Source organism: Heminiphilus faecis, from assembly GCF_008728965.1.
Lineage (GTDB): Bacteria > Bacteroidota > Bacteroidia > Bacteroidales > Muribaculaceae > Muribaculum > Muribaculum faecis.
Genome location: NZ_VSMC01000001.1, coordinates 101,913 through 124,908, shown reverse-complemented (window position 1 = coordinate 124,908; position 22,996 = coordinate 101,913). Strand labels below are relative to the sequence as shown.

Below are 22,996 nucleotides of genomic sequence, written 5' to 3'. Positions count from 1 at the left end.
TTTATACGTTCATGGAGCATATCAATTATTTTGCATCTCGGAACCGGGGGGCGGTATTGGGGCTGCGGCTGTTCCGTGGCGGGCAGAAAGTGTCATGCCGGCTCCGCTATGGTTCGGAAGATTCCAGAGATATAGACTATGTCGACAGCGACCATACTAACGGATTTCTTGGCTTTCTGTTTTTTGCAGTGCTTCTGATTATAATAGCCAAATAAATAATTTCAAATTTAATCCACGAAGGAAATACATTGACGGGTTGGATTGGTTATTTGATGTGGTTGTTGATGTAGTCGATGATGGATTGGGGGTTGCTGCATCCGAGCATGTAGCGGTGTCCGTCTTTGAGCGTGACGAGAAAGCAGTCCGATGCCCGGCCATAGTAGGCGAAGTACTTTCCGAGGTCGCGTTCGCTGAACCAGCCCCAGTAGCCAAACCATCCGCCACTGCCGCATATGCGCCGTTCACCCATGGTAGGTGGACATGGAACAACCGATGCTATGTTGTCCAAGGCTATGCTTTTGACTTTAAGCGGCCGGTTGATGCACAACTCACGGTCATTGACCGATATAGACAGCGGCATATAAAACAGTGCTGCCGAAAAAATGATGAGAAGCAGTCCTGCGAGAGTCCATACAAACCACATGTTGCCACGGTTCAGGTTTATCAACATCACCGCACCAATTACGATTAGTGCGATGATGTTGATGACTATCGAGTAAGTGCTTATTTTAACTTGCTGTTTCATTATGTACGGCTAATTATGTACTACTATTGTCATTTTTGACTTAATGGGAGCGGGCTATAAGGTCGTCCCATGTAAGGCCGAGCAGGTCCATCTCTTTCATTATTTCCGGTAAGGTCTCTTCAAAAAATTCAGCCCGTCGTTCGGTCAATATTATGTCGCGTGACTCCGGAGCCACGTAGTAGCCCATACCGCGCCGCTGGTATATCACTCCGAGCGCCTGCATGTCGTCATAGGCTTTCAGTACCGTGCGGCTGTTGACCACCATTGTGACCGACAATTCTTTTATAGAGGGAATACGGGCATCAGGCAACCATTCTCCGGCCATGATCTTGCCGTAACAATAGTCGATGATCTGCTTATATATGGGTTTGTTGTTAGAAAAATCCATAGTTCCCTTTACATTTGTCGGTTTTTGATGCTTTGGCAAGTCTTGTATAATGCAAAGATACAATAAATCAATATAACTACACTCACGATAGTCATGTAAGGTGTCATACCGTTAATAACCGCATTAGTTAATGCCGTAGTGTCGAGTTTGTCCACGCCGTACATTCCGTCCTTGAAGCCGATCTTGAATGCCATGTAAGCGCCGTAGACAGCTCCAGTAATACCTAATACGGTATTGTAGACAAATGTCCATACGATACCCATGACCACTCGGTTGTTTTTTAGTGCCATTACAGACCAAAGACATGTAATGGCCGGGGCGCAATATTGAATCAAGGATAACCCGTAGGTCTTCGAAATGAACATATTCTGTGACTTGGATATGAGCTGAATGATATATTCAAGTGATCGGTCCACAGGCAGTATGAAGTACATGAGCAGCATAGGCAGCAATATAAGGAGAGGTATCGCTACAAGCCCGTAAAAGAGTATGAAGGTGCACTTTTCGGTTGCCGTGGCCGGAAGTACAGTCTCTGTCTCAAGACCTTTGCGGCAGGCAAATGTTATGGGGCCGAAAGCTATCATGGCATTTATGGCCATGACTATGGGTGCGGTCAGCAGTTCAAAGCTTTCATAATTGGTGGCTATGACTATGCATATCGAAAAAAATACGGCTATCAATGGGTATACCAATATCTGTATGCGAAGCCGGGGATAATAGAAGCGGGCCACGGCCACGAAACGCCGCCATGAGAAGGAGCCGTTGACGGGTATGGAGTTAATCATGCTGTTCATTGTCGTTGTTGTTTAGCAGTTGGAGGAGGCGTGGGCGCGACGAAGCGTTCATTATGGCGTTATACAACAGTATATAGTCTATGTCGGAGTCCTCGCCGTCAGTATTTTCGACTATGGAGTGGAACATGTTGATACGAGTCTCGCCATATATCGGATTGACCGCCGGTATGGACGATACGGTGAATGTGACTCTCGATGTTATTTCGTTGGCATTCATGGCCATTAGCATGTGGCTGCGCGAAAGTACAATCACTCCGTCAAAGAGGTTTGTGAAGTCGTTGACCGTGTGGGTGGATATTATCACGGTCTGCTCTTCGTTCACGTTGGAGGCAATCATAGACTGAAGCGCTTGTTTGGCCGATATGTCCAGACCGTTGGCGGGCTCGTCAAGAAGTAGTATATCGGTTCTTAATGCCAGAGCATAGGCCACCTGTGACTTGTGGCGGTTGCCGAGTGACATTTTTGCTATAGGTTCATCGCCCGTAAGACCGAACGACTTGAGGTTTTCTTGAAGCTGCACGGGGTCAAACCCGGGATAAAACACGGCATGTATACGCGACATCTCATTGATGGTCTTGGCCGGGAAAGGCATGTTGTCACCGAGGAAAAACATGCGCGAGAGTTCTGAGGGCAGACGTCGCGAGGCGTCCTCACCGTCTATAAGGCACTCTCCCGATGAGGGATAGAGCAGGCCGGCCATCACATGAAGCAAGGTAGTCTTGCCGGCTCCGTTCTCGCCGAGGAGAAGGTGGATGCCGGGCCCTATGGACGCCGAGACATCTGTCAGGGCCTCGGCGCCCTTGCGGTAGCGGTAGGTTAGGTTATTTAGAACTATCATTATTGTATGCTTATTTTACAGGTGTTACTGTATAGCCTGCTTTCTGCAGTTCCTTGATGAGGCCTGTGTCACCGATGAGGTGCCCGGCTCCTACTGCTATGAACACACTTTCGGAGGGAAGTATGGATGACAGCTGCTTGAGCCAGTCGGCGTTACGGTCGTCGATGAGCATCCTGCGGGTCTTTTCGTCCATACCGAGGTCCGGGTCGAGAAACATTTTTTCGATTGTATTTATGTCGGCGCTCATGTAGGCATCGGCGAGTTTGTGGGCCTTGTCAGAGGCTTCGCCGTCTTTTCTTACGCTTTCCATCAGGTCCGATGCCTGCTCGGCCATTGAGCCGCCCATAAGCATGCTCATCTGCTGTTCGAGGGTTTCGAAGCCTTTTATGCTCTTGCCGAGTTCGCGTCCTTTTAACTGTATGGTGTTGTCAAGCTGCTCCTGTCCGTTGAATTCTGGGAAGGCAACCATGCTCTGAAGCATGCCGAGCTGAGTGTCGATCATGCGGGGCTTGAACATGGCGAGCTGGTCGAGTTTGAGCATGCCGTTGGTGTACTTGCCGAGTACGGCGTTTACAGAGTCGATCTGTTGGGCGGTGAGCAGTTTGGTGACTGTACTGTCGGCCGGAGCCATGGCTGCGCTCATGATAACCTGCTGGGCAGAGGGCGATGTCATCTCCGACATGTCTATCTCGCCATATACGGCGTCTACTCCGGCGATAGCGTCTTTAAGCCCGGCGGTGGTGTCGATTAACGACACGGGCGCTATGTGATGGGTGCCGAACAGGTAGGAGTCGCCTTTTGCGTCCTTACCGGAGATTTTCCACAGGAGTTGAGAGTTTGCTGCACCTGCTGACAGCAGGAGTGCCATTGCAAATAATACTTTTTTCATCATCATTAATATATTAGGATTATAAATTGTTTTTTCTGATGCGGTGTTGTAGTCATGTGCAACACTATCATGCTGCAAAGGTATAATAAAATTTTAATATCAAAAAAATAATTATAGGAAATTTTATAAATATTTGTCGAGGACTATTGTGTTATATAATTTAATTGTCTAATTTTGAGAAACAACTAACCTAAACAAACACCTTTATTGAAATGAAAACATCTTATTTGTTTCTTGCCGAGGGCTTCGAGGATATAGAGGCTCTGGCAACGGTCGACATCATGCGTCGTGCCGGAATGGAAGTATATACGGTGTCGGTTACATCCGACAACAAGGTAAAGAGCGCTCACGGGGTTACAGTGACCGCTGACAAGACTGTCGATGAAATAGACGCTTACGATGCCGAGTGGCTTATAGTGCCGGGAGGCATGCCCGGGTCTACTAACGTGGCCGCCTCGGGAAAGGTGTGTGACATGCTTGGCAAGCAGTGGGTTAAAGGTGGACGCATAGCCGCCATATGTGCCGCTCCGGCTGTCGTGCTCGGGCCGCTCGGTATACTTCGCGGGCAGGAGGCCACCTGCTATCCTTCATTCAAGGATCAGCTTGTGGATAACGGCGGCAAATATGTCGACAACAGGGTGGTTATAAGCGGCAATCTTATAACGGCCAACGGTCCGTCATCGGCTTTTGTCTTCGGATTTGCCATCGTAGCCGAGACGCTTGGCGATGATGTGGCGTCGTCTGTGGCCTCGGGCATGTTGGTATAATCGGGTATTTGGACTATTTTTGTGCCGATGAAAAAACGGATTTTGCTTGTCAATAAGTTTTATTATCGGCGCGGCGGTGACTGCGTTTACACGCTTGCTCTCGAGCGGCTGTTGCTCAGTCACGGTCATGATGTGGCCGTATGGTCCATGAGCCACAGCCTTAATCTGCAGTCAGACTATGCATCTTTGTTTGCTCCCGGAGTCGGTTTTGACGGTCCGTGGCGTGGGCGTCTACAAGCCATGGCTCGCACGTTGGGATATGCCGGTGCGAAACGCTCGTTTGCCGCTATGCTGGACGCTTTCCGCCCCGATGTCGTGCACCTCAACAATATACATTCCTATCTGTCGCCCGTAATTGCGGAAGTAGCTGCCCGGCGTGGCATAAAAACGGTGTGGACGCTTCATGACTACAAGCTCGTGTGTCCGTCGTATTCCTGCCTGTGCAGGGGCGAGATATGCGAATCCTGCTTTGCCGACAGGACCGCTGTCATGCGGCGCCGTTGCATGAAAGGCTCTTTGGTCGCGAGCGCTGCCGCTTTCATCGAGGCGCTGAAGTGGAACCGGCAACGCCTTACGGAGTCGGTCGACCGTTTCATATGTCCGAGCCGGTTTATGTACACCAAGATGCTTGGTTGCGGATTTTCTGCCGACAAACTGGCTGTCATCAACAACTTCGTGCCGTATGATGCGGCCGCCATGCTGCCGGTATGCGATGATGCCGCACGTGAGGACTACTGCTGCTACGTAGGCCGGCTGTCGCCTGAAAAAGGGGTGGTAAGGCTTCTTGAAGTGTTGTCGCGTATGGACTTACGCCTGCATCTGATTGGTGACGGACCTTTGGCCGACGCTCTGCGAGGGCGTTATGCCTCTTGTGGCAATATACGTTTTTTAGGCAATTGCGATGCTGCGGAGGTGGCACGGCAACTGTCACATGCCAAGTTTTCGGTGATGCCATCCGAGTGGTACGAAAACTGTCCTCTGAGTGTCATCGAGTCGTTATGTGCCGGCACTCCTGTCGTGGGGGCGAAAATAGGGGGCATTCCCGAGCTAATCGATGACGGCGACGGACTGTGCTTCAATCCCGGTGACGAAACCGCCCTTTCAGCCGCAGTCATGGAGGCTTCCTCACGGCATTGGAATTATGACGCCATAGGGCGCCGCGCTTTCTCGCGTTTTTCCGCCCAAAGACACTATAATTCATTAACGGACATTTATTGATTATGAAAGTTCACGGTCCTACCGACGCGTCGGTCATACTTACTTACCGATGTCCTATGCGGTGCCAGATGTGCAACATATGGAAATACCCTACCGACAGCGCCGATGAGATAAAGGCTTCCGATCTTGTGTCGCTGCCGCGGCTTAAATTTATCAATCTTACGGGTGGTGAGCCGTTTATACGCGAGGACCTGCCGGAAATAATCGAGGAGTGTTACCGCCACACCGGACGCATTGTCATATCGACTTCCGGGTGGTACGATGACCGGGTCTTGGCGATTGCGCGGCAGTTTCCCGACATAGGCATCAGGGTGTCCATCGAAGGAATGGCGGAGACCAATGACGAATTGCGCGGCCGCGCAGGTGGCTTTGACAAGGGCGTAAGACTGCTTCGAGCGCTTAAGGATACGGGGTTGCGTGACATAGGCTTCGGCTGCACTGTGTCGGACCGTAACTCGGGCGATATGCTGAGGCTTTATGATTTGTCGCGTGAGCTGGGGCTCGAATTTGCCACAGCCGCCTTTCACAACTCCTATTACTTTCACAAGTATGACAACGTCATAACCGACCGCCGGCGTGTAACCGGCGACTTTCATACTCTTATCGGACGGCAGCTGAAGGAGTACAGTCCCAAGTCATGGTTCAGGGCTTATTTCAACATGGGGCTTATAAGATATATCGAAGGCAAGTCGCGGCTGTTGCCGTGCGAAGCCGGTTCGGTTAACTTTTTTATTGATCCGAAGGGTGACATATATCCGTGCAACGGACTTGAAGAGCGACTGTGGAAAGAACCGATGGGCAATATACGCGCCGGAGGCTTCGACGCGGTGTGGCGCAGTGAACGTGCCGCAGCCGTGCGTGACAAAGTAAGACACTGCCCCAAAAACTGTTGGATGGTCGGTACTGCCGCTCCGTCGATGAAGAGGCACATAATGGCGCCGGCGCTCTGGGTGATTGAAAACAAACTGCGTGTCATGGCAGGACTGAAACCGACAATAAAATAAGTATACGATGAGGATTGCTGTTACGGGCACACGGGGTTTTCCCGGCATTGCGGGCGGAGTGGAGACCCACTGCGAGGAGCTTTACCCGCGTATTGCCGCCATGGGCCATGAGGTCATTGTCATGCGACGTACTCCGTACGTTACAGACAAGAACCGCATTAAAGAGTACAAAGGCGTGAAGCTGGTCGATATATATGCCCCTCGCAGAAAGTGTTTTGAAGCTGTGGTGCACACATTCTTGTCGGTGTTGGCAGCCAAAAAGATGGGTGCCGAACTGCTTCACATACATGCCGTAGGACCGTCTTTGCTGGTGCCTTTAGCCCGACTGGCAGGGCTAAAAGTGGTCATGACCGATCACGGACCCGACTATAACCGGGCCAAATGGGGCCGTATGGCCCGATGGATGCTCCGGAGCGGAGAACGTTTGGGCATCCGGTACAGCCATAGCGTTATAGCCATATCGGAACTCATTGCCGAATTGATACGTAGTGATTACGGGCGAGAAGATATAGAGGTGATATTTAACGGGGTCAACAGCCCGTGTAGGGTGACGGATACACGGTTTTTAGATAAAACAGGAGTCAGCCCGGGCCGATATATACTGGCTGTGGGGCGCTTTGTGAAGGAAAAAGGATTTCATGACCTTGTGGAGGCTTACCGGCTATTGGGTGACTGCGGCATGAAACTGGTAATAGCCGGCGACTGTGATCATGAAGATGATTATTCTGCCAGTCTGAAGAAAACTGCGGCCGATGCCGGTGCTGTGCTTACCGGATATATAAAAGGACGAGAACTTGCGGAGGTCATGTCGGGCGCGGCGCTTTTTGTATTGCCCTCCTATCATGAGGGACTGCCAATAGCTCTCCTTGAGGCTATGAGTTACGGCCTTGATGTGGCGGTCAGTGATATCGGAGCCAACCGGCTGGCTGAACTCTCGCCTGACGATTTTTTTGCCGTCGGCGATGTCGAGGAGATGGCCCGGGTGATAGAACGCAAGCTGCGTGACAGGTCTGTGCGCTCTTATGACATGTCGCGTTATGACTGGAATGCCATAGCCCGGCGAGTGGAAAATGTATATCACGGTCTATTGCATCAATGAAAATATTTTACGATATTTGTGTTTATATATAAAAACACTATATGAACAAAGTATTGTCGATAGCGGCTGTATCATGTTTGTGCATGTCGTGCGGAAATCTGTCACCGGAGGCGAAAAAAATGACGGGGGACTACTACAATACCCAGATATCGTCAGAGTTGCCTGTATTTGAGCTGAACGGCGACGGTACATGTATAGTGCGCAACATACATCCCGATGTGCTGATGATGGAGGTAGCCGGCACATGGAACGTTGAGAACGACTCGCTTGTAATAGTCAATGACCTCGCCAGCATAAAGACCAAGGGCGATACATCGATTATGGGTGACGTCGTGCCTCGGCTGACACGCAAGGTCGTGTCGCACGACAAGTCGGTCCTGATTCTGGAGAAGGACGGCATAGAGTATCTTTATAGCCGAAAAAACACGAAATAACCGTTTATAAACGAAAGTATATATGAGATTTTTATATATTGTCATACTGCCGGTACTGTTCATGCTGTGTAGCTGCGGTTCGGCAAGCGTGAGCGAGAGCATGGAAGAGGCCCGTATGGCTCTCGACCGTGACGACTACAGGTCGGCAAAGAGCATATGCGATGACTTGCGTGAGAGCAAGACCGACTCTATAAGCGAAAATATAGGTGTGCTCTGCGACCTGTCGATATTCTATATGAAGATAGCCGACTCGGCAGGACGTGATGACAACATGGATATCGCCAAGCAGTGTTATATAAAGGCGTTCAGCATCAATCCTGTTGCCGCACGTGATTATTACAGCCGTCTTGATGTCGACGACATGGCTTACGGCGCTTTGCTTGAGTCGATGGTAGGCACGCCGGAGAGTCCTGTGGACGAACTGTCGGAGATGCCGGCTGCTGCGGTCGACAGCTTGGCCGCCGAATATGATTGATGAATTCTTATTAAACCGTCCTTTTAGATGAAGACCAACGATATGCAGGCTGCCATGCAGGCCTTTCTCGCCAATAATCCTGACCTGCCGCAAGGCGACGAGACCCCTGCCGAGGTGTTGCATGAAGATAAGACGGGAGTGACTGACTTCCGCCTCGACATAATATTGGAGAAAAAAGGTCGCGGAGGCAAGCAGGCGACCATTATAACCGGATTTCAAGGGTCTGACCAAGACCTGCTTGAGCTTGCCGCTCTGCTCAAACGTCGTCTTGCTACCGGAGGGTCGGCCCGCGGAGGGGAGATACTTATACAGGGCGACCGCCGCAAGGAGCTCCTCGAGCTTCTGAAGTCGTTGGGCTACAAAGCCCGCATTATTTAGCACCATCCTGTTTATGCTGCAGATACACAAGGCTTCGGCCGGCTCGGGAAAGACCTATACGCTTGCCTACAATTATATAAAACTGCTTCTCGGTTATAAAGACGAGAACGGTGTCTATCGTCTTGCCCGCGACGGAAAACGACATAGGTCGATACTCGCCATAACGTTTACCAACAAGGCCACGGAGGAGATGAAGCGCCGCATTGTGCACCAGCTTGCTCTCTTGGCCGGCAAAGGAGAGGGCCGCAGTGACTATGAGGAGCGTATGTGCACGGAATTCGGATGCTCGCCCGATAGTCTGCGTAAGAGTGCCTCGGCCGCTTTGCAGTCTTTGCTCGGCGACTATGGCAACTTTAATATAAGCACGATTGACTCATTTTTTCAGACTGTACTGCGTACGTTTGCCCGCGAAGCCAACCTTACCGGCAATTACGATGTGGACCTTGATGACGAGAACGCCATAATAGTGGGGGTGGACTCGATGCTCAGCTCGATAAACAGGGCCACTGCCGAAGAGATGTCAGGCAACAGGCGCATACGTCTTCTTGAAGTATGGCTTAAGCAGTTCATGCGTAAACTGATGCGCGACGGCAAAGGCTTCCTGCTGTTCAACCGCCGCACGAGGATAATCGAGGACCTGCATAAGTTTGTGCGCAGCGCCTTATCGGAGACATATAAGATACATGCCCGCGAAATCGATGCGTATCTTGATGACAGCAACCTTATACACGGCTTCATGAAGCGTCTTGACAAGGTGACCCGCGAGTACCCGGCATTGTTGCGAAGCTATGCGTCGGAGAGAGATGCGCTTCTCGAAGCGGCGGGAGTATACGGCAGCATGACCCATCATCTTAAAAACCGTATAAAAAAGTGGGCTTCGGGAGTGCCCGATGCAAGCGGGAAAACAGTGGCTTCGTATATTGACAACCATTACTCGGGCTATAAGAAGAACGCTTATCCCGGAGCCGGATCTGACAGTCTTGTCAGCGCTACCGTCAATGAATGTGTGAGGATGTGCCGCGATATAGAGTGTCTGTCGCTAATAAGAGACCAGATATACTTTATGGGGCTGCTTGGAGAGGTGCAGCGTTATATAAACGAGAATCAGAACGACAACAACGCCATACTGCTTCGCGATACAAATGACATACTGAGGCGTATAATCAGCGAGGAGGAGGCTCCATTTATCTATGAGCGCATGGGTGTGAGGCTCAGGCACTTCCTTATCGACGAGTTTCAGGACACGTCGCGTCTGCAGTGGCTGAATATCGAGTCATTGCTGCGCGAGAGCCTGTCGACCGACAATGACAATCTTATAATAGGCGACGAGAAGCAGTCGATATACCGTTTCCGTAATTCGGATGTCGATCTTATTGCGCGCGATGTGCCGCGTGAGTTTGCCCGTCAGAGCGAACTTCACGGCAATATACCGGAAGAGAATACCAACTGGCGCAGTTCATCGGAAGTAGTACGTTTTAACAATACGGTGTTTCGTTTTCTCTCTTCGGCGAAGGGTGTCGACGATATATATGCCAATGTGGTGCAGCGTGTGGCCAAGAAACAATTGCGCGGCTATGTTAAGGCGGTACGTTATGACGATAATGAGGAGGTGCTTGATGTCATGGCCGGAGAGATAAAGCGGCAGCTTGCATCGGGATTTTCACAGGGCGACATAACGGTGCTTGTGCGTACTTCGTCGGAAGGAGCCGCGGTGGTGGCCGACCTGTTGCGCCGCAAGAGCGAAGACCGCGAAATGGCTGACATTCAGGTGATGTCAGAGGATGCGTTGCTGATAGGCAACTCGCAGTCGGTACAGCTGATAGCGAGTGTGATGCATGATCTCGCGGCGCGTCTGTCGCGCGAGCGTGACATATGTGCTGACGTACGCCGTACTCCGGAGGACATATACAGCCGGTTTCGCTATTTTATGTCGCGTGACGAAGACAAGGGGTGCGCTATATCGGAGGCTTTCGGCAGTGAAGAGGTGCCTGACGGGTTTTTGCGCGAGGTAGCCGGTCTTACCGGTTCGGGATTGCCGTCGATAGTGGAGCGGATAATACACCGTTACATATCGCACGAGCGTCTTGCTTCAGACAATGTGTTTATATGTGCCTTTCAGGATATAATACTCGGTTTCAGCGAAAAACCGGGTGCCGACCTGCGGTCGTTTCTGAAGTGGTGGGATACAAAAGGGGCGCGCTCTGAATCGCTTGCTCTGCCGGCCGATGTCGAAGCCATAAAGGTTATGACGGTGCATAAGTCCAAAGGACTTGAGTTTCCGTGCGTACATGTGCCGTTTGTCGACTGGCCTTGGAGCAATACCCGCTTCGGTGAACTTGTGTGGTTTGACACCTGCGATGACTCGGGAGCGCCGTATCGTATTTTCGCCGACAATTTCGAACCGGATGAAATACCGCCGTTTCTGCCGCTATTGATAAGAAAAGAGCTCACCGGCATGCCTTTTGAAGCACAGTCACGTGCTGTTATAGACAAACAGTGTCTTGATGTGATGAATTGTGCTTATGTGGCGTTCACACGCGCTGTCAACGAACTGTTTATAGGGTATAAATGCAAGGCCAAAGATGACGGACGCTACGGCGAGTCATCGGTAGGCTCCCTGCTTGCCACCGCGTTTAATACGGTAGGTTATGCGTATTGTTCTTCGGAGCCCTGTATATCGGACCTGCTGATGGTTCTTGATGACAAGATTGATGACAATGGCACGTTTACAGCCGGAACTCCCGTCAAGTATGAACGTGAGCGCACTGCCGGTGTCACAAAGGCTATGCCGGCCTACTACTCATATGATAATGAAAAGGTGTGGGAGATGAGTCGCATAGAGGACTTCGACGAGATGGCGTATCCGAGGCGAAAGGGTATAATATATCACGACATAATGAGTGATATACGCACTCCGGAGGATGTGGAGGTTGCCGTAAGGCGGAGGGTGATGCGCGGATTCATTCCGGAAGAGGAGTCGAAGTCGTATGTCGACGTTATAACCGGCGCATTGGCTGACAGTCGGGTATATGCTTGGTTTAACGGCTATCGGCGGCTTCTGACCGAGCGTACGTTTGTTGCCGCGGGCGATGACGATACCCGTCATTATCGTCCCGACCGGATCGTATGGACTGCCTACGGACATATCGACATTGTCGATTATAAGTTTGGAGAAGAGGAGTCGTCGCGCTACCTGCGTCAGGTAGGACGGTATGTGCACTACGTGTCCGGTATGTTTCCCGGCGTGGATGTGCGCGGCTATCTGTGGTATCCCCTTCAGGGCACTATAATTGAGGTGTAAGGGGTCGTATATTAGCCAAATATTACTATCTTTGCAAAATTAAAAGTACCTTGGTTTTGAAAAAGCAGACAAGCAAAATATTAAAGGACCTGCTCAAGTATATATTGCCTGTGGCCTTGAGTGCATGGCTGTGTTATTATCTATATACGAAGATCGACATCGCGACGATGAAAGCGGCCATAAACGACTGCGATTACAAGTGGATAGGTGTGGCTCTCGTAATCAGTGTGTTTTCCCACATATTCCGGGCTATGAGATGGAGCATACAGCTTGATGCTCTCAATATACATACTCCTCTGCCGCCGCTTGTGTGGAGTATATTCGGCACTTATGCCATAAATCTGCTTGCTCCGCGTCTTGGTGAAGTATGGCGTACGGGTTACATAGCCAAGCGTCAGAATGCCCAGTTCACTACGGTATTCGGCTCTATGGTGTGTGACCGTCTGGCCGATACGGTTACGGTATTGCTGCTTACTCTTTTTACGTTCTGCATAGCCCGTGAGGCGTTTATGGCGTTCGGACACAAGTATCCGGAGACTTATCAGGGTATTGTGAATATGCTGCATTCACCATGGATATGGACAGCAGGAGTTGTGGCCGTAGCTCTTATCGTATGGCTGTTTGTAAGCCGCACCGATAACAAATGGGTGCTTAAGGTCCGTGATGCGGTGCGCAATCTCTGGAACGGTTTTGCCGTGGTAGGCACGATGCCTCATAAGGGCCGGTGGCTTTTGCTTACGGTTGCTATATGGGGGTGTTATTTCACCCAGCTTTATGTGGCGTTTTTTGCATTTTCTTTTACGACGCATCTCGGCATAGTGTGTGCGCTTGTGGCTTTTGTACTGTCGAGCATATCAATGGGCATCCCCAGCAACGGAGGTCTCGGACCGTGGCACCTTGCCATAATATTTGCTCTCGGCATTTATGGGGTCGACATAAATCAGGGCGGTGCCTTCGCCATGATTGTGTGGGGAGCGCAGACGTGCCTTCTGGTGCTTCTCGGCATTTATGCTTTTGTGTCGATAGCTATGGACAAGCGTCAGAAAACCGTCAGATAATTTAGAATCACTATATAATATGGATTTAGATTCAAAACCCGATTATTTTATGACTGATGATCCGGAGCCTTCAGAGGACACCGGACAGAAACCGGTGATACAGTTTGGCTGCGGACAGAAAGAAGCCGCTGCCGGAGGAGGAAGTGAAGGAGCCGTGCCGTGCCGGCGTCGCCGTCATCCTATGCGTCGCATGATTCTGTTGTCGGTGCTGTTTGTCCTTCTTGCGCTTGGCATAGGCTTCTGGGTACGCTACTTGAATCCTTATGAGACTGACATGAATGAAGTGGGCTATGTCGTTGACCTGAAAAAGCAGGGTGTATTATTCAAGACTTGGGAGGGGCAGATGATAGTCAGAAGCGCGCTTGTTGATTCGACGAAAACATATTCACGCGATTTTACGTTTTCAGTAGACAGAGATGAACTTGCAAGAAGACTGTCGGAATTTAAAGGTACCGCAATCCCGGTAAAGGTTACTTATAAGCGGTATTGGGGCATGCTTCCGTGGCGTGGCGCCAATACATGTATCGTGACCGAGGTGGAACCGCAACGTTAAAAAAACTCTAAATTTTGTATCTGACGGCTCAAATGCTTATTTTTGCGGGTTGTATGCTGTAATATGTATTCACTTTAATAATTCTATTCAGATATGGGTCAGATTAAGACAATCGGTATTCTCACGTCGGGAGGCGATGCCCCGGGAATGAACGCTGCCATACGTGCGGTGACTCGTTCGGCTATTTTCAGCGGATTCAAAGTAAAAGGTATATATCGCGGTTATCGCGGTCTTATAACCAACGAAATCGTTGAGTTCAAGACACAGAATGTATCCAATATCATACAGATGGGCGGTACGATACTTAAGACCGCCCGTTGCAAGGAGTTTGAGACTCCCGAAGGCCGTCAGCTGGCTTATGACACGGTAAAGCAGCATGAAATAGATGCGCTTGTTGTGATAGGCGGTGACGGTTCGCTTACCGGTGCGCGCATATTTGCCACCGAGTTTAACTTCCCTATCATCGGCTTGCCCGGAACAATCGACAATGACCTTTACGGTACAGACCGCACTATCGGCTACGACACCGCTCTTAACACGATTATGGAGTGTGTCGACAAGATACGCGATACGGCTACAAGCCATGAACGACTCTTTTTCATCGAGGTGATGGGCCGTGATGCCGGTTTTCTTGCGTTGAACGGCGCTATCGCTTCCGGTGCGGAGGCCGCTATTATTCCTGAGATATCGACGGAGGTCGACCAGTTGGGCGAACTTATACAGAACGGATTCCGCAAGAGTAAGAATTCGTCGATAGTACTTGTGGCCGAGAGTCCTGTCACCGGGGGAGCCATGGCTCTTGCAGAGCGTGTGAAAAACGAATATCCCGGTTATGATGTGAGAGTGTCTATACTCGGACATCTTCAGCGTGGCGGATCGCCTACGGCCTCTGACCGTATATTGGCCTCTCGACTCGGTTCTGCGGCAATTGACGCTCTACTCGAGGATCAGCGCAATGTCATGATAGGTATATCCAACGATGAGATTGTGTACGTGCCTTTCTCCAAGGCCATCAAGAACGACAAGCCCATAAACCGCGATCTGCTCAACACCCTCCGCCGACTGTCAATCTAAATTCACTCATCTCTCCACGAAATATCCTGCCGGGGCTGTGTCACTTCACAATGATGCAGCCTCTTTTTCATATTGACTTTTTCTTGTCAGATATGAGCGTCAGATTGCGGAGCAGACCGCAAAGCTTGGTGCGTTTTACGGCGGAGTGACGAAACAGGATGTTGAAGCTTTCGGGAGTCAATGCAGCCAGCCGTTGTTTGTCAAGGGCAAGGAATTGGTCGGAAGGGGCGAAATCGGCTATCTCCGTGGGTTGTGCGTGTCGGTTATGGGGGCATACCTGCTGGCAGGTGTCGCAGCCGTATATGCGGTTACCGGCGGGAGTGTCGGCCGGCAGGTCGCCGCGGTATTCGATAGTGAGGTAGGAGAGGCAGCGTGAGGCGTCGATTGTGCCGTCGCCTTTTATGGCTCCGGAGGGACATGCACGCATGCATGCTCCGCAACGTCCGCAATCTGTGTCGCATGGCTCGGAAGGGGTGAAGTTGACCGATGTCAGCACTTCACCGAGGAAAAAGTAGGACCCTTGACCGGGTATAATGAGCTGTGAGTTGATGCCTTCGAAGCCTATGCCGGCCTTTTGGGCCCAGTATCGTTCGTGCATCGGAGCCGTGTCAACGCAAACACGTGTTTCACCGCCATAGTTTTCTTTTATAAAGTGGGCGAGCATGCCGAGCCGTTCGCGCACTACTTCGTGGTAGTCGCGGCCGTAGGCATAGTAGGCAAACTGAGGGTTTTCTGCCGGTTGTTGATGTCGTGGAAAGTAGTTGAAGGCAGCCACGATGACGGTTCTGGCCGATGGAAGAAGTCCGCGTGGGTCGTTGCGCAGGCCGGTGTTGCGTGCCATATAGCCCATATCTCCGTGGCATCCGGCGGCTATCCAAGCATCGTAACGGGCTGCTGCCGTTGTGTCGACCGGTTCCGCGCGAGCCAGTCCTATGGCAGTAGCTCCAAGGCGGAGTGCTTCGGAGGTGACTGCATCGCTACATATCGATGGCTTCGAATTCATAGCCTTGCTCTTTTAGCCATTCGATTGCGCGCGGAAGCGCGTAGCGTAAGTTGCGTTCGGCTTTCAGCGAGTCGTGAAATACGACTATTGAGCCGTTGCGAGCAAACTTCTTCACGTTGTTGAGCACCTGCTCTCCGTTGAGTTTCTTGGAGTAGTCGCAGGTTACGAGGTCATACATGATGATGTTGAAATGATCTTTTATAACCTTTGCCTGACTCCATCGCATTATGCCGTGCGGCGGCCGGTATAGGTTGCTGTCAATGAGGTTGTCGGCCTCTTTGATGTTGCGCAGATAGTTGCGCGAGGCAACTTTGAAGCCCTGCAGGTGGTTCATCGTGTGGTTGCCCCAGCTATGGCCCCTCTTCTTTATCTCTTCAAGAAGTTCGGGATGTCGTCTTACATTATCGCCCACGGAAAAGAATGTGGCCTTTATGTTGTAGTAATCGAGCACGTCGAGCACCCACGGCGTGACTTCCGGTATGGGGCCGTCGTCAAACGTAAGGTAGATAACCTTGCGCTTCTTGCGTTTTATACGCCATACCGCCTCCGGGAAAAGGATGCGGTACAGCAGAGGGGGTTGCTCGATAAACATAGTATACGGCGGGTATGACGCTTTATTCGACTTTAACAGGGCTTGTTTCGGGACTTTGCTTGTAGTAACGGCTGAAGTTGACTCCTTCGTTCTGCAGTTGCTTCATGAGTTCTTGGGCGTCGCCTCCGTTTTCGGCATAGGCCGATATCAGCGATACGAAGTAGGAGTCGTAGATGTAGCGGTCGGTACGTGTAAGTGTGGCAAACTTCGCCGGAGTCAGGCTCTGGAAGTAGAGCACATACTGCTTGTACAGGTCTATCTCGTCACGGAGTACCTGAAGCGCACGCTCTTGGTCGGCCTTGTTGTCGGTTATGTCACCGAGACGTCCGTATATGTCGGCTATCTGCAGTCCTATGGTGACTCCGTAGGGTGCGGTGTAGACCGGTAGTTTGTCCATCATGAGGTCCATTACGGTCTGTGCCTTTGCATATCGGTCGGCTATGAACGATGTTATCTTGTCGCGCTGCGGAGCATCCATGTTCACACTGTCCTGATGGAAGTATATCTCAGCTGTCACGCCTTCGTTATACAAGGCGGTGGCAAGGTCGAGCATGGTGGTGCGTGTGGTGGTGACCATACGACGCACTGTCTCGTCGAGATAAATGTCATCGGCGCTTTCGGCTTTGTCGAGGCCTCCCCAACGGAACTTGTTGACAATGTTATCGTATGCCTTGTCTGTATTTACCGCCATGTGGTAGCCGTCATACTCCTTGTTTTTTATGGGGCCGACTTCATAGGCCATACCGGTCGACCGCATGTAGGGCGACAGGTTCAGGTAGTAACTGTCAGGTACTGTCATGGCGAAGTACACGGGGCGTTTCCAGCCGTTGGCCGCGTTTGTGGCAAGCATGTCAAGCGCTATGACATTGCTGAGGCGCAGACCGCCGTCAGGCTCTTCGGTTTGGTTGAGGTCTATATACTCTTCAACCGCAGGCAGTTCATCTTCAGTGACACGGCCCGACTTCAGCATGTCGTCCTTGTTTATGGGGAGATACATGTTGGGATACTTGAATTCATACAAGCCCCACTCGTTTTTGTTTGCATCGTCGGCATACAGTGCCTTGAGGGCTGACAGCACGTTCACTTTGGTCGTGTCAGGCTGCAGGTAGTAGCTGAACTGGCGTTTGTCATGAGCGTAAATATCAGGCGTGGCCATCATGTCAATGGCGGGAGCGTTGTAAGAGGGAAGACGCATCTGGTCCACATACCAGTCGGTTGTCAGATAGGAGAGGTTGACTACCCTGACATCGGTGCGAAAGCCTTCGACTTCCTGCGCGTACCACAACGGGAAAGTGTCGTTATCGCCGTTGGTAAATACAATGGCATTGGGTTCGAGGCTCGACAGGTAGTTCATGCCGAAATCGCGGGTGGTATAGCGTCCGGAGCGGTCATGGTCATCCCAAGTCTGTGATACAACCTGAAGAGGCAGCAGTATGCCGGCTGCTACAGCAATGTAGGCGAGCATACGCGATACCTTGTCGCCTGCCTTTACTTTGTCGCTGAATAGTATGACAAGCAGACGCCATATGCCGGCGACTCCCATGCCCACCCATATGGCGAATGCGTAGAACGATCCGGCAAACGCATAGTCGCGCTCGCGGGGCTGATTGGGCGTCTGGTTAAGATACAACACTATGGCGAGGCCTGTCATGAAGAACAGGAATGCCACAACCCAAAATTGTTCGATACCGCGGCGTGAAGTAAATGACTGCCATATGAGGCCTATGATGCCGAAAATGAGCGGCAGCATGAAAAACACGTTATGGCCTTTGTTGCCTGCTCCGAGGTCGTCAGGCAGAAGCGACTGGTCGCCGAGGCGCAGGTTATCGATTAACGGTATGCCCGATATCCAGTTGCCGTGAGTAACCTCACCGTTGCCTTGAATGTCATTCTGACGGCCTGCAAAGTTCCACATGAAGTAGCGCCAGTACATGTGATTGATCTGGTAATTGAAGAGATATTGCAGGTTTTCGGCAAATGTAGGCTTGATTTTGGTCTGCGGGGAGCCGTAGGGACGACCGTTTTCATCAACATATGTGTTGACGTTTACCGGTGTTCCTTTCATTCCGGTCCAGTCGCGATAAGCGGCGGCATACTTTCCGTCATACATACGCGGGAAGAGCATGTCGAGTTCAGGATTCATCACGTAGTCGGTCTTGTGGCCGGTGACTTCGTAGCGGTCGGGCTCGTCGGGCGATTTTTTCACGGTCTTGCCGTAGAGAGTCTTGCCCTCTTTCTTTAGAGCCTGCGGGCGTCCGGAGGCGTCTACCTGATATACTATGCCGGAGTTGAAAGTCTGTCCGTAGAATAGGGGACGGTCACCGTACTGCTCGCGGTTGAGGTAGGAGCTCAGCGCAAACACGTTGTCGGGAGAGTTCTGGTTCATCGGGGTGTTGGCCGAAGAGCGTATCAGCAACAAGGCATAGGACGAGTAGCCTATGAATATGACAAGAATGCTCAGTACGACAACATTGAATATGCGTACAGGCACACGCTTCATGAACTTGAACAGATACAGGAGCAGTCCGATAAATACGACTACGGGTATGAACCAGCCGTCGCCTATAAAGGGTATGCCCGAAAGGAATACGCTCAGGAAGAACGATATTTTTATACGCAGGGCATTGTTCTGGCGATATAGTTCATACACGGCCCATATCATGACCGCGAGTGTAAGGCAGGTGTAGATTATAGGTCCGCTGTTGTAGCTCCATCCGAGTCCGTTGACACATAGAAGTTCGCAGTACTGTGCCATTTCTATAAATCCGGGAACGAGTCCGTAAAGAATAAGTCCCACGATGACAAACGATACGAACAGGGCCATAAGCGACCCTTTTCCGTCGGGATTTTTGAACTTCTTGTAGTAGAACACAAGTACTATGGCCGGTATACAGAGCAGGTTGAGCAGGTGTACGGCGATGGATATGCCTATCACGTAGGCGATGAGCACCAAGTAGCGGTCGCTGTGTGGCTGGTCAGCCCGGTTTTCCCATTTGAGTATGAGCCAGAATACGAGGGCCGTGCAGAATGAGGAGAACGCATATACCTCGCCTTCGACAGCGGAAAACCAGAACGTGTCACTCCAAGTGTATACGAGTGAGCCGCATATGCCCGAACCGAATATTATGAGCATCTCGGTCAGGGATATCTGTTTTGCGTCATCGGCAACGACAAGTCGTCGTACCAGATGGGTTATGGTCCAGAAAAGCAGCAGTATAGTGGCTGCACTCAACAGTGCCGACATGGTGTTGACAGCCATGGCCACGTGCTGTACATCGGGTGCGAAGTTGACGAAAAATCTCGCCGCAAGCATGAAGATAGGGTTGCCCGGCGGGTGGCCTATCTCGAGTTTATAGCCTTGTGATATGAATTCGGGACAGTCCCAGAAACTCGCTGTCGGCTCTATAGTGAGCAGATAGGTTACTGCTGCAATGGCAAACATAAACCATCCGAGCGAGTTGTTGATTATGCGATATTTCTTCATGCGTTTATAATGTGTCTTATTCAAATTTCCAAGTGATTACGCCGGTCTGTGTAGCCGGGGCTTCCAGATCGACAGAGAATTTGGATTGCTGCGAGGCTTTTATGCAGTTTTGCCGTACTGCCGCGTTGGCGGCTGCAGGCCCTTCTCCCCATATGTAGGAAGGGAGTCCTATTACCTGCCCTTTGCGGTTCACGGTGACACTTATGCGTATTGTGCCCGACAGTGTGCTGTTGGGGCGTCCCCATGCTTCGGCGGTGCGTCCTTTGAGGCTGTGTCCGGCCATGCCGCTAAGGGCTCCGGTATTGGAATTGCCGTTGGGTGAGCCTGACTCGCCTTTGCCTGCCTTTTTTGTATTGTTGAAGCCGGTGCGCATCTTGTTTTTAATACGGGCTTGCTTCTCGGCTTCTTCCTTCTCGCGTTTTATTCGTGCCTGTTCGGCAAGTTCTTCTTTTGTAGGGCCTGTTTTTTCAGGCTTCGGTTTCTCTTTGACCTTCATCGGCGACTCGTTGGCAGTGCTTACCAAGGGCGGTGTTTCGGCTACAGCCTCTCCGGCATCAGTCAGGTCGCTGCCTTCAAGTGCGGCATCGGCCGCGTTGTCAGGTACAGGCCTATTATCGGTTTCCTGAACCGGTACCGGCATGTCGCCGAGTTTTACAAATTCACCGCCGAATACGATTTCGCTTGAGTCCACCGGCGGCCAGCGGCGTTCCTCCATCGGAGGTATCGTGACGCGATAGTACAGGCAAGTCAAGGCAATGACAAGAAGTGTCATTACCGTAATGGTAATTGCTGAAGCCGTTATTCTGTCGCGTTGTTGCTGTGTCATTTTCAATGACTTGTTATTGTATTTGGTCTATCGACGGTGCGGCCGGTGTGTCCGGCAGTTGTGCGGGTTTTGTCGCGAGCACCATCTTCAGGTTGTTGCGGGCCCCCATGTCGAGCACCTCCACTATTTTTCCGTAAGTCACCTCTTCATCGGCATAGATGGCTATGAAGCCTTCGGGCTCGTTCTGCTGTGCGAGCTGCAGAAACGTAAGAAGCGACGTGGTGTCTATAGACTGGGGCTCTTCGTCGCCGAATGACGCATACAGGTTGTTGTCCTTGTCTATGTATACCCTTGTGCCGGGCTTGAGCGCCGTCTGCACCGAACTTTGGGGCAGGTTTACCTCAAGCGCCGTGGGAAATACAAATGTGGATGTTATCATGAAAAAGATGAGCAACAGGAAGATAACGTCGGTCATCGACGCCATCGAGAACATTGCCATCATGTCATGTTGACGTTTAAGTGCCATGTCTTGTCAGGTATTATGCCGGCTCGTTGAGCAGGTCCATGAATTCCATAGTTTTACCTTCGAGCAGCTTCATGACGCCGTTTAGTTTTGCTACCAGCGCGTTGTAGGCAAACAGGGCCACGATGCCTACGGCAAGACCGGCTACGGTGGTGACGAGCGCCTCGTAGATACCACCGGCAAGTACGCTGACATTGGCCGATGAACCTGCGTTGGCGAGTGCGAAGAAAGCCTCGACCATGCCCACTACGGTGCCCAAGAATCCGAGCATCGGCGCTCCTGCTGCGGCTGTGGCAAGCCAAGTGAGGCCCTTGCCGAGATTGGCTATCTCGAGGTTGCCGGTGTTTTCGATGGCAACAAGCACATCGTTCATCGGGCGTCCTATGCGACTTATGCCTTTGAGTATTAGCCGGCTGTAGGGCGTGCCGTCTTTCTTGCAGAGATTTTTGGCGCTTTCTATTTCGCCTTCATGAATGTAGTCTTTTATGCGCTTCATGAACGAGGCGTCCTCACGGGCCGCACGCTGTATGACTATGTAGCGTTCTATAAATATGTATATGCTGATTATAAGCAGAATAGCGAGGGGTATCATGATGAAGCCGCCTTTCATGCACAGTTCCCACATGGACAACTCCACCGGTTCGGGGGATACGGTCGCGGTGGGTGTCGCCACAGTGCTTATGGCACTTACCGTGTCGGCAAACTGTTCGGCACTCTGTGCGATAATCGAGTTGAGGATTGACATAATTATGATTATGAATGTTTTATGATGTGATTACTTGTCGATTGCTATTTATGAAAGGCACTCTTTGTATTGCTTTATCGTCTCTTTCAGGCCCAAGTACAGGGCGTCGGCGATAATGGCATGCCCTATGGACACTTCATTGAGGTATGGTACTTTTTCGTGGAAATATCTGAGGTTGGCGAGGTTCAGATCGTGGCCGGCATTGACGCCGAGACCGCAGTTGTGGGCCGCCTTGCTCGCTTCCACATATGGCGCCACCGCCTTTTCGGGATCGGACGGATACATGTCGGCATAGGGCTTTGTATATAGCTCCACACGGTCCGCTCCGGTCTTGGCTGCCGCTTTTATCATAGCTACGTCAGGATCGACAAACACCGATGATCTTATGCCGGCTTCACGCAGACGGTCAATTATCTCGGTAAGAAATTCCTTATGTTCTGTAACATTCCATCCTGCATTGGATGTCAAGGCGTCGGGAGCGTCGGGTACGAGAGTCACCTGTTCGGGCTTTACTTTGAGCACGAGATCCATAAATTCCGGGCTCGGGTATCCCTCTATGTTGAATTCGGTCTTTATAAGCGGACGCAGAGCAAATACGTCCTCATGCTTTATGTGACGTTCGTCGGGCCGGGGGTGAACGGTTATGCCTTGCGCACCAAACGTTTCGCAGTCAACTGCAACACGCTCCACATCGGGCACATTCTCGCCGCGGGCGTTGCGGAGTGTAGCTACTTTGTTGATATTAACACTTAGATTAGTCATTCTTTTTATTAATCTCAGTTTAGTCGTAATGTGTTGTTATAATAAAAAGTTACGTCTGTGTGGAGAAAAATCCGTATATTTGTAACCTATTATTGCAACAAATGCA

General features: G+C 51.0%; 24 protein-coding genes. 12 read left to right on the top strand and 12 right to left on the bottom strand.

From position 1 onward, the window contains the following. Nucleotides 1-11 precede the first annotated feature (11 nt). Nucleotides 12-215 carry a hypothetical protein gene (locus FW767_RS00470; RefSeq protein WP_147438709.1) on the top strand — a complete coding sequence of 68 codons (204 nt, stop codon included), beginning with the start codon at nt 12-14 and terminating at the stop codon, nt 213-215. A gap of 50 nt (nt 216-265) precedes the next feature. Here the strand turns inward: FW767_RS00470 and FW767_RS00465 are convergent, their stop codons facing one another. The 5 genes from FW767_RS00465 to FW767_RS00445 are packed head-to-tail and all read right to left on the bottom strand — an operon-like array spanning nt 266 to nt 3,633. Then, nucleotides 266-745 carry a PH domain-containing protein gene (locus tag FW767_RS00465; RefSeq protein ID WP_121698427.1) on the bottom strand — a complete coding sequence of 160 codons (480 nt, stop codon included), beginning with the start codon at nt 743-745 and terminating at the stop codon, nt 266-268. Nucleotides 746-785: 40 nt separating this feature from the next. Then, nucleotides 786-1,133 (bottom strand): GntR family transcriptional regulator, encoded by a 348-nt coding sequence (locus tag FW767_RS00460; RefSeq protein WP_121698426.1) that lies wholly within the window; start codon nt 1,131-1,133, stop codon nt 786-788. Between the two features lie 8 nt (nt 1,134-1,141). Beyond that, nucleotides 1,142-1,927, bottom strand: a complete 786-nt coding sequence (locus FW767_RS00455; RefSeq protein WP_147438708.1) for a hypothetical protein — start codon at nt 1,925-1,927, stop codon at nt 1,142-1,144. Beyond that, nucleotides 1,911-2,765, bottom strand: a complete 855-nt coding sequence (locus FW767_RS00450; protein WP_121698424.1) for an ATP-binding cassette domain-containing protein — start codon at nt 2,763-2,765, stop codon at nt 1,911-1,913. The genes FW767_RS00455 and FW767_RS00450 overlap by 17 nt, the downstream gene beginning before the upstream one ends. A 10-nt stretch (nt 2,766-2,775) precedes the next feature. Beyond that, entirely contained in the window at nt 2,776-3,633 is an 858-nt protein-coding gene (locus FW767_RS00445) for a TraB/GumN family protein (protein ID WP_205523752.1), read from the bottom strand. A gap of 233 nt (nt 3,634-3,866) precedes the next feature. Here FW767_RS00445 and FW767_RS00440 point away from each other — a divergent pair, with 233 nt between their 5' ends. From FW767_RS00440 to pfkA, 11 genes are all read left to right on the top strand, one after another. After that, the gene (locus tag FW767_RS00440; protein WP_121698422.1) at nt 3,867-4,421 is read left to right on the top strand and encodes a DJ-1 family glyoxalase III; all 555 of its coding nucleotides are present in this window, start codon (nt 3,867-3,869) and stop codon (nt 4,419-4,421) included. A gap of 27 nt (nt 4,422-4,448) precedes the next feature. Then, nucleotides 4,449-5,639, top strand: a complete 1,191-nt coding sequence (locus FW767_RS00435; protein ID WP_121698421.1) for a glycosyltransferase — start codon at nt 4,449-4,451, stop codon at nt 5,637-5,639. Between the two features lie 2 nt (nt 5,640-5,641). Continuing rightward, nucleotides 5,642-6,643: a radical SAM protein gene (locus FW767_RS00430; protein ID WP_121698420.1), complete on the top strand. Its 1,002-nt coding sequence runs from the start codon at nt 5,642-5,644 to the stop codon at nt 6,641-6,643. A 7-nt stretch (nt 6,644-6,650) separates the two neighbouring features. Next, entirely contained in the window at nt 6,651-7,742 is a 1,092-nt protein-coding gene (locus FW767_RS00425) for a glycosyltransferase family 4 protein (RefSeq protein ID WP_121698419.1), read from the top strand. Between the two features lie 41 nt (nt 7,743-7,783). Then, nucleotides 7,784-8,176, top strand: coding sequence for a hypothetical protein (locus FW767_RS00420; protein WP_121698418.1), 393 nt, complete (start codon nt 7,784-7,786; stop codon nt 8,174-8,176). 22 nt (nt 8,177-8,198) lie between these two features. Next, nucleotides 8,199-8,651, top strand: a complete 453-nt coding sequence (locus FW767_RS00415) for a hypothetical protein (protein ID WP_121698417.1) — start codon at nt 8,199-8,201, stop codon at nt 8,649-8,651. Between the two features lie 27 nt (nt 8,652-8,678). After that, entirely contained in the window at nt 8,679-9,029 is a 351-nt protein-coding gene (locus tag FW767_RS00410; protein ID WP_121698416.1) for a translation initiation factor, read from the top strand. A 13-nt stretch (nt 9,030-9,042) separates the two neighbouring features. Then, nucleotides 9,043-12,330: a UvrD-helicase domain-containing protein gene (locus FW767_RS00405; RefSeq protein WP_121698415.1), complete on the top strand. Its 3,288-nt coding sequence runs from the start codon at nt 9,043-9,045 to the stop codon at nt 12,328-12,330. A 56-nt stretch (nt 12,331-12,386) separates the two neighbouring features. Then, nucleotides 12,387-13,388, top strand: a complete 1,002-nt coding sequence (locus FW767_RS00400; protein WP_205523751.1) for a lysylphosphatidylglycerol synthase transmembrane domain-containing protein — start codon at nt 12,387-12,389, stop codon at nt 13,386-13,388. Nucleotides 13,389-13,407: 19 nt separating this feature from the next. Beyond that, nucleotides 13,408-13,941 carry a hypothetical protein gene (locus FW767_RS00395; protein WP_147438707.1) on the top strand — a complete coding sequence of 178 codons (534 nt, stop codon included), beginning with the start codon at nt 13,408-13,410 and terminating at the stop codon, nt 13,939-13,941. Between the two features lie 93 nt (nt 13,942-14,034). Continuing rightward, a complete protein-coding gene (gene pfkA / locus FW767_RS00390) occupies nt 14,035-15,015 on the top strand; it encodes a 6-phosphofructokinase (protein ID WP_121698412.1) in 981 nt (326 codons plus the stop codon). Between the two features lie 67 nt (nt 15,016-15,082). Here pfkA and queG read toward each other — a convergent pair whose 3' ends face one another. Genes queG through FW767_RS00355 form a run of 7 tightly spaced genes read right to left on the bottom strand, consistent with a single transcriptional unit; the run spans nt 15,083 to nt 22,890 of the window. Next, nucleotides 15,083-16,018: a tRNA epoxyqueuosine(34) reductase QueG gene (queG, locus tag FW767_RS00385; protein ID WP_121698411.1), complete on the bottom strand. Its 936-nt coding sequence runs from the start codon at nt 16,016-16,018 to the stop codon at nt 15,083-15,085. Continuing rightward, nucleotides 15,993-16,610 (bottom strand): polysaccharide deacetylase family protein, encoded by a 618-nt coding sequence (locus FW767_RS00380; protein ID WP_150980256.1) that lies wholly within the window; start codon nt 16,608-16,610, stop codon nt 15,993-15,995. The genes queG and FW767_RS00380 overlap by 26 nt, the downstream gene beginning before the upstream one ends. A 22-nt stretch (nt 16,611-16,632) precedes the next feature. Further along, nucleotides 16,633-20,094: a glycosyltransferase family 117 protein gene (locus FW767_RS00375; protein ID WP_121698409.1), complete on the bottom strand. Its 3,462-nt coding sequence runs from the start codon at nt 20,092-20,094 to the stop codon at nt 16,633-16,635. Nucleotides 20,095-20,110: 16 nt separating this feature from the next. Next, entirely contained in the window at nt 20,111-20,920 is an 810-nt protein-coding gene (locus FW767_RS00370; protein WP_147438705.1) for a hypothetical protein, read from the bottom strand. Nucleotides 20,921-20,933: 13 nt separating this feature from the next. After that, nucleotides 20,934-21,386 carry an ExbD/TolR family protein gene (locus FW767_RS00365; protein ID WP_121698407.1) on the bottom strand — a complete coding sequence of 151 codons (453 nt, stop codon included), beginning with the start codon at nt 21,384-21,386 and terminating at the stop codon, nt 20,934-20,936. A gap of 13 nt (nt 21,387-21,399) precedes the next feature. Continuing rightward, nucleotides 21,400-22,128: a MotA/TolQ/ExbB proton channel family protein gene (locus FW767_RS00360; protein ID WP_121698406.1), complete on the bottom strand. Its 729-nt coding sequence runs from the start codon at nt 22,126-22,128 to the stop codon at nt 21,400-21,402. 48 nt (nt 22,129-22,176) lie between these two features. Further along, on the bottom strand, nt 22,177-22,890 hold the full coding sequence (locus FW767_RS00355; protein ID WP_121698405.1) for a pyridoxine 5'-phosphate synthase: 714 nt from the start codon (nt 22,888-22,890) through the stop codon (nt 22,177-22,179). Between the last annotated feature and the right edge of the window lie 106 nt (nt 22,891-22,996).

What these genes read in the sequence shown, in the direction of transcription:
- FW767_RS00470 (WP_147438709.1), top strand. Translation starts at nt 12, where the DNA reads ATGGAGCATATCAATTATTTTGCATCTCGGAACCGGGGGGCGGTATTG.
- FW767_RS00465 (WP_121698427.1), bottom strand. Translation starts at nt 745, where the DNA reads ATGAAACAGCAAGTTAAAATAAGCACTTACTCGATAGTCATCAACATC.
- FW767_RS00460 (WP_121698426.1), bottom strand. Translation starts at nt 1,133, where the DNA reads ATGGATTTTTCTAACAACAAACCCATATATAAGCAGATCATCGACTAT.
- FW767_RS00455 (WP_147438708.1), bottom strand. Translation starts at nt 1,927, where the DNA reads ATGAACAGCATGATTAACTCCATACCCGTCAACGGCTCCTTCTCATGG.
- FW767_RS00450 (WP_121698424.1), bottom strand. Translation starts at nt 2,765, where the DNA reads ATGATAGTTCTAAATAACCTAACCTACCGCTACCGCAAGGGCGCCGAG.
- FW767_RS00445 (WP_205523752.1), bottom strand. Translation starts at nt 3,633, where the DNA reads ATGGCACTCCTGCTGTCAGCAGGTGCAGCAAACTCTCAACTCCTGTGG.
- FW767_RS00440 (WP_121698422.1), top strand. Translation starts at nt 3,867, where the DNA reads ATGAAAACATCTTATTTGTTTCTTGCCGAGGGCTTCGAGGATATAGAG.
- FW767_RS00435 (WP_121698421.1), top strand. Translation starts at nt 4,449, where the DNA reads ATGAAAAAACGGATTTTGCTTGTCAATAAGTTTTATTATCGGCGCGGC.
- FW767_RS00430 (WP_121698420.1), top strand. Translation starts at nt 5,642, where the DNA reads ATGAAAGTTCACGGTCCTACCGACGCGTCGGTCATACTTACTTACCGA.
- FW767_RS00425 (WP_121698419.1), top strand. Translation starts at nt 6,651, where the DNA reads ATGAGGATTGCTGTTACGGGCACACGGGGTTTTCCCGGCATTGCGGGC.
- FW767_RS00420 (WP_121698418.1), top strand. Translation starts at nt 7,784, where the DNA reads ATGAACAAAGTATTGTCGATAGCGGCTGTATCATGTTTGTGCATGTCG.
- FW767_RS00415 (WP_121698417.1), top strand. Translation starts at nt 8,199, where the DNA reads ATGAGATTTTTATATATTGTCATACTGCCGGTACTGTTCATGCTGTGT.
- FW767_RS00410 (WP_121698416.1), top strand. Translation starts at nt 8,679, where the DNA reads ATGAAGACCAACGATATGCAGGCTGCCATGCAGGCCTTTCTCGCCAAT.
- FW767_RS00405 (WP_121698415.1), top strand. Translation starts at nt 9,043, where the DNA reads ATGCTGCAGATACACAAGGCTTCGGCCGGCTCGGGAAAGACCTATACG.
- FW767_RS00395 (WP_147438707.1), top strand. Translation starts at nt 13,408, where the DNA reads ATGGATTTAGATTCAAAACCCGATTATTTTATGACTGATGATCCGGAG.
- pfkA (WP_121698412.1), top strand. Translation starts at nt 14,035, where the DNA reads ATGGGTCAGATTAAGACAATCGGTATTCTCACGTCGGGAGGCGATGCC.
- queG (WP_121698411.1), bottom strand. Translation starts at nt 16,018, where the DNA reads ATGAATTCGAAGCCATCGATATGTAGCGATGCAGTCACCTCCGAAGCA.
- FW767_RS00380 (WP_150980256.1), bottom strand. Translation starts at nt 16,610, where the DNA reads ATGTTTATCGAGCAACCCCCTCTGCTGTACCGCATCCTTTTCCCGGAG.
- FW767_RS00375 (WP_121698409.1), bottom strand. Translation starts at nt 20,094, where the DNA reads ATGAAGAAATATCGCATAATCAACAACTCGCTCGGATGGTTTATGTTT.
- FW767_RS00370 (WP_147438705.1), bottom strand. Translation starts at nt 20,920, where the DNA reads ATGACACAGCAACAACGCGACAGAATAACGGCTTCAGCAATTACCATT.
- FW767_RS00365 (WP_121698407.1), bottom strand. Translation starts at nt 21,386, where the DNA reads ATGGCACTTAAACGTCAACATGACATGATGGCAATGTTCTCGATGGCG.
- FW767_RS00360 (WP_121698406.1), bottom strand. Translation starts at nt 22,128, where the DNA reads ATGTCAATCCTCAACTCGATTATCGCACAGAGTGCCGAACAGTTTGCC.
- FW767_RS00355 (WP_121698405.1), bottom strand. Translation starts at nt 22,890, where the DNA reads ATGACTAATCTAAGTGTTAATATCAACAAAGTAGCTACACTCCGCAAC.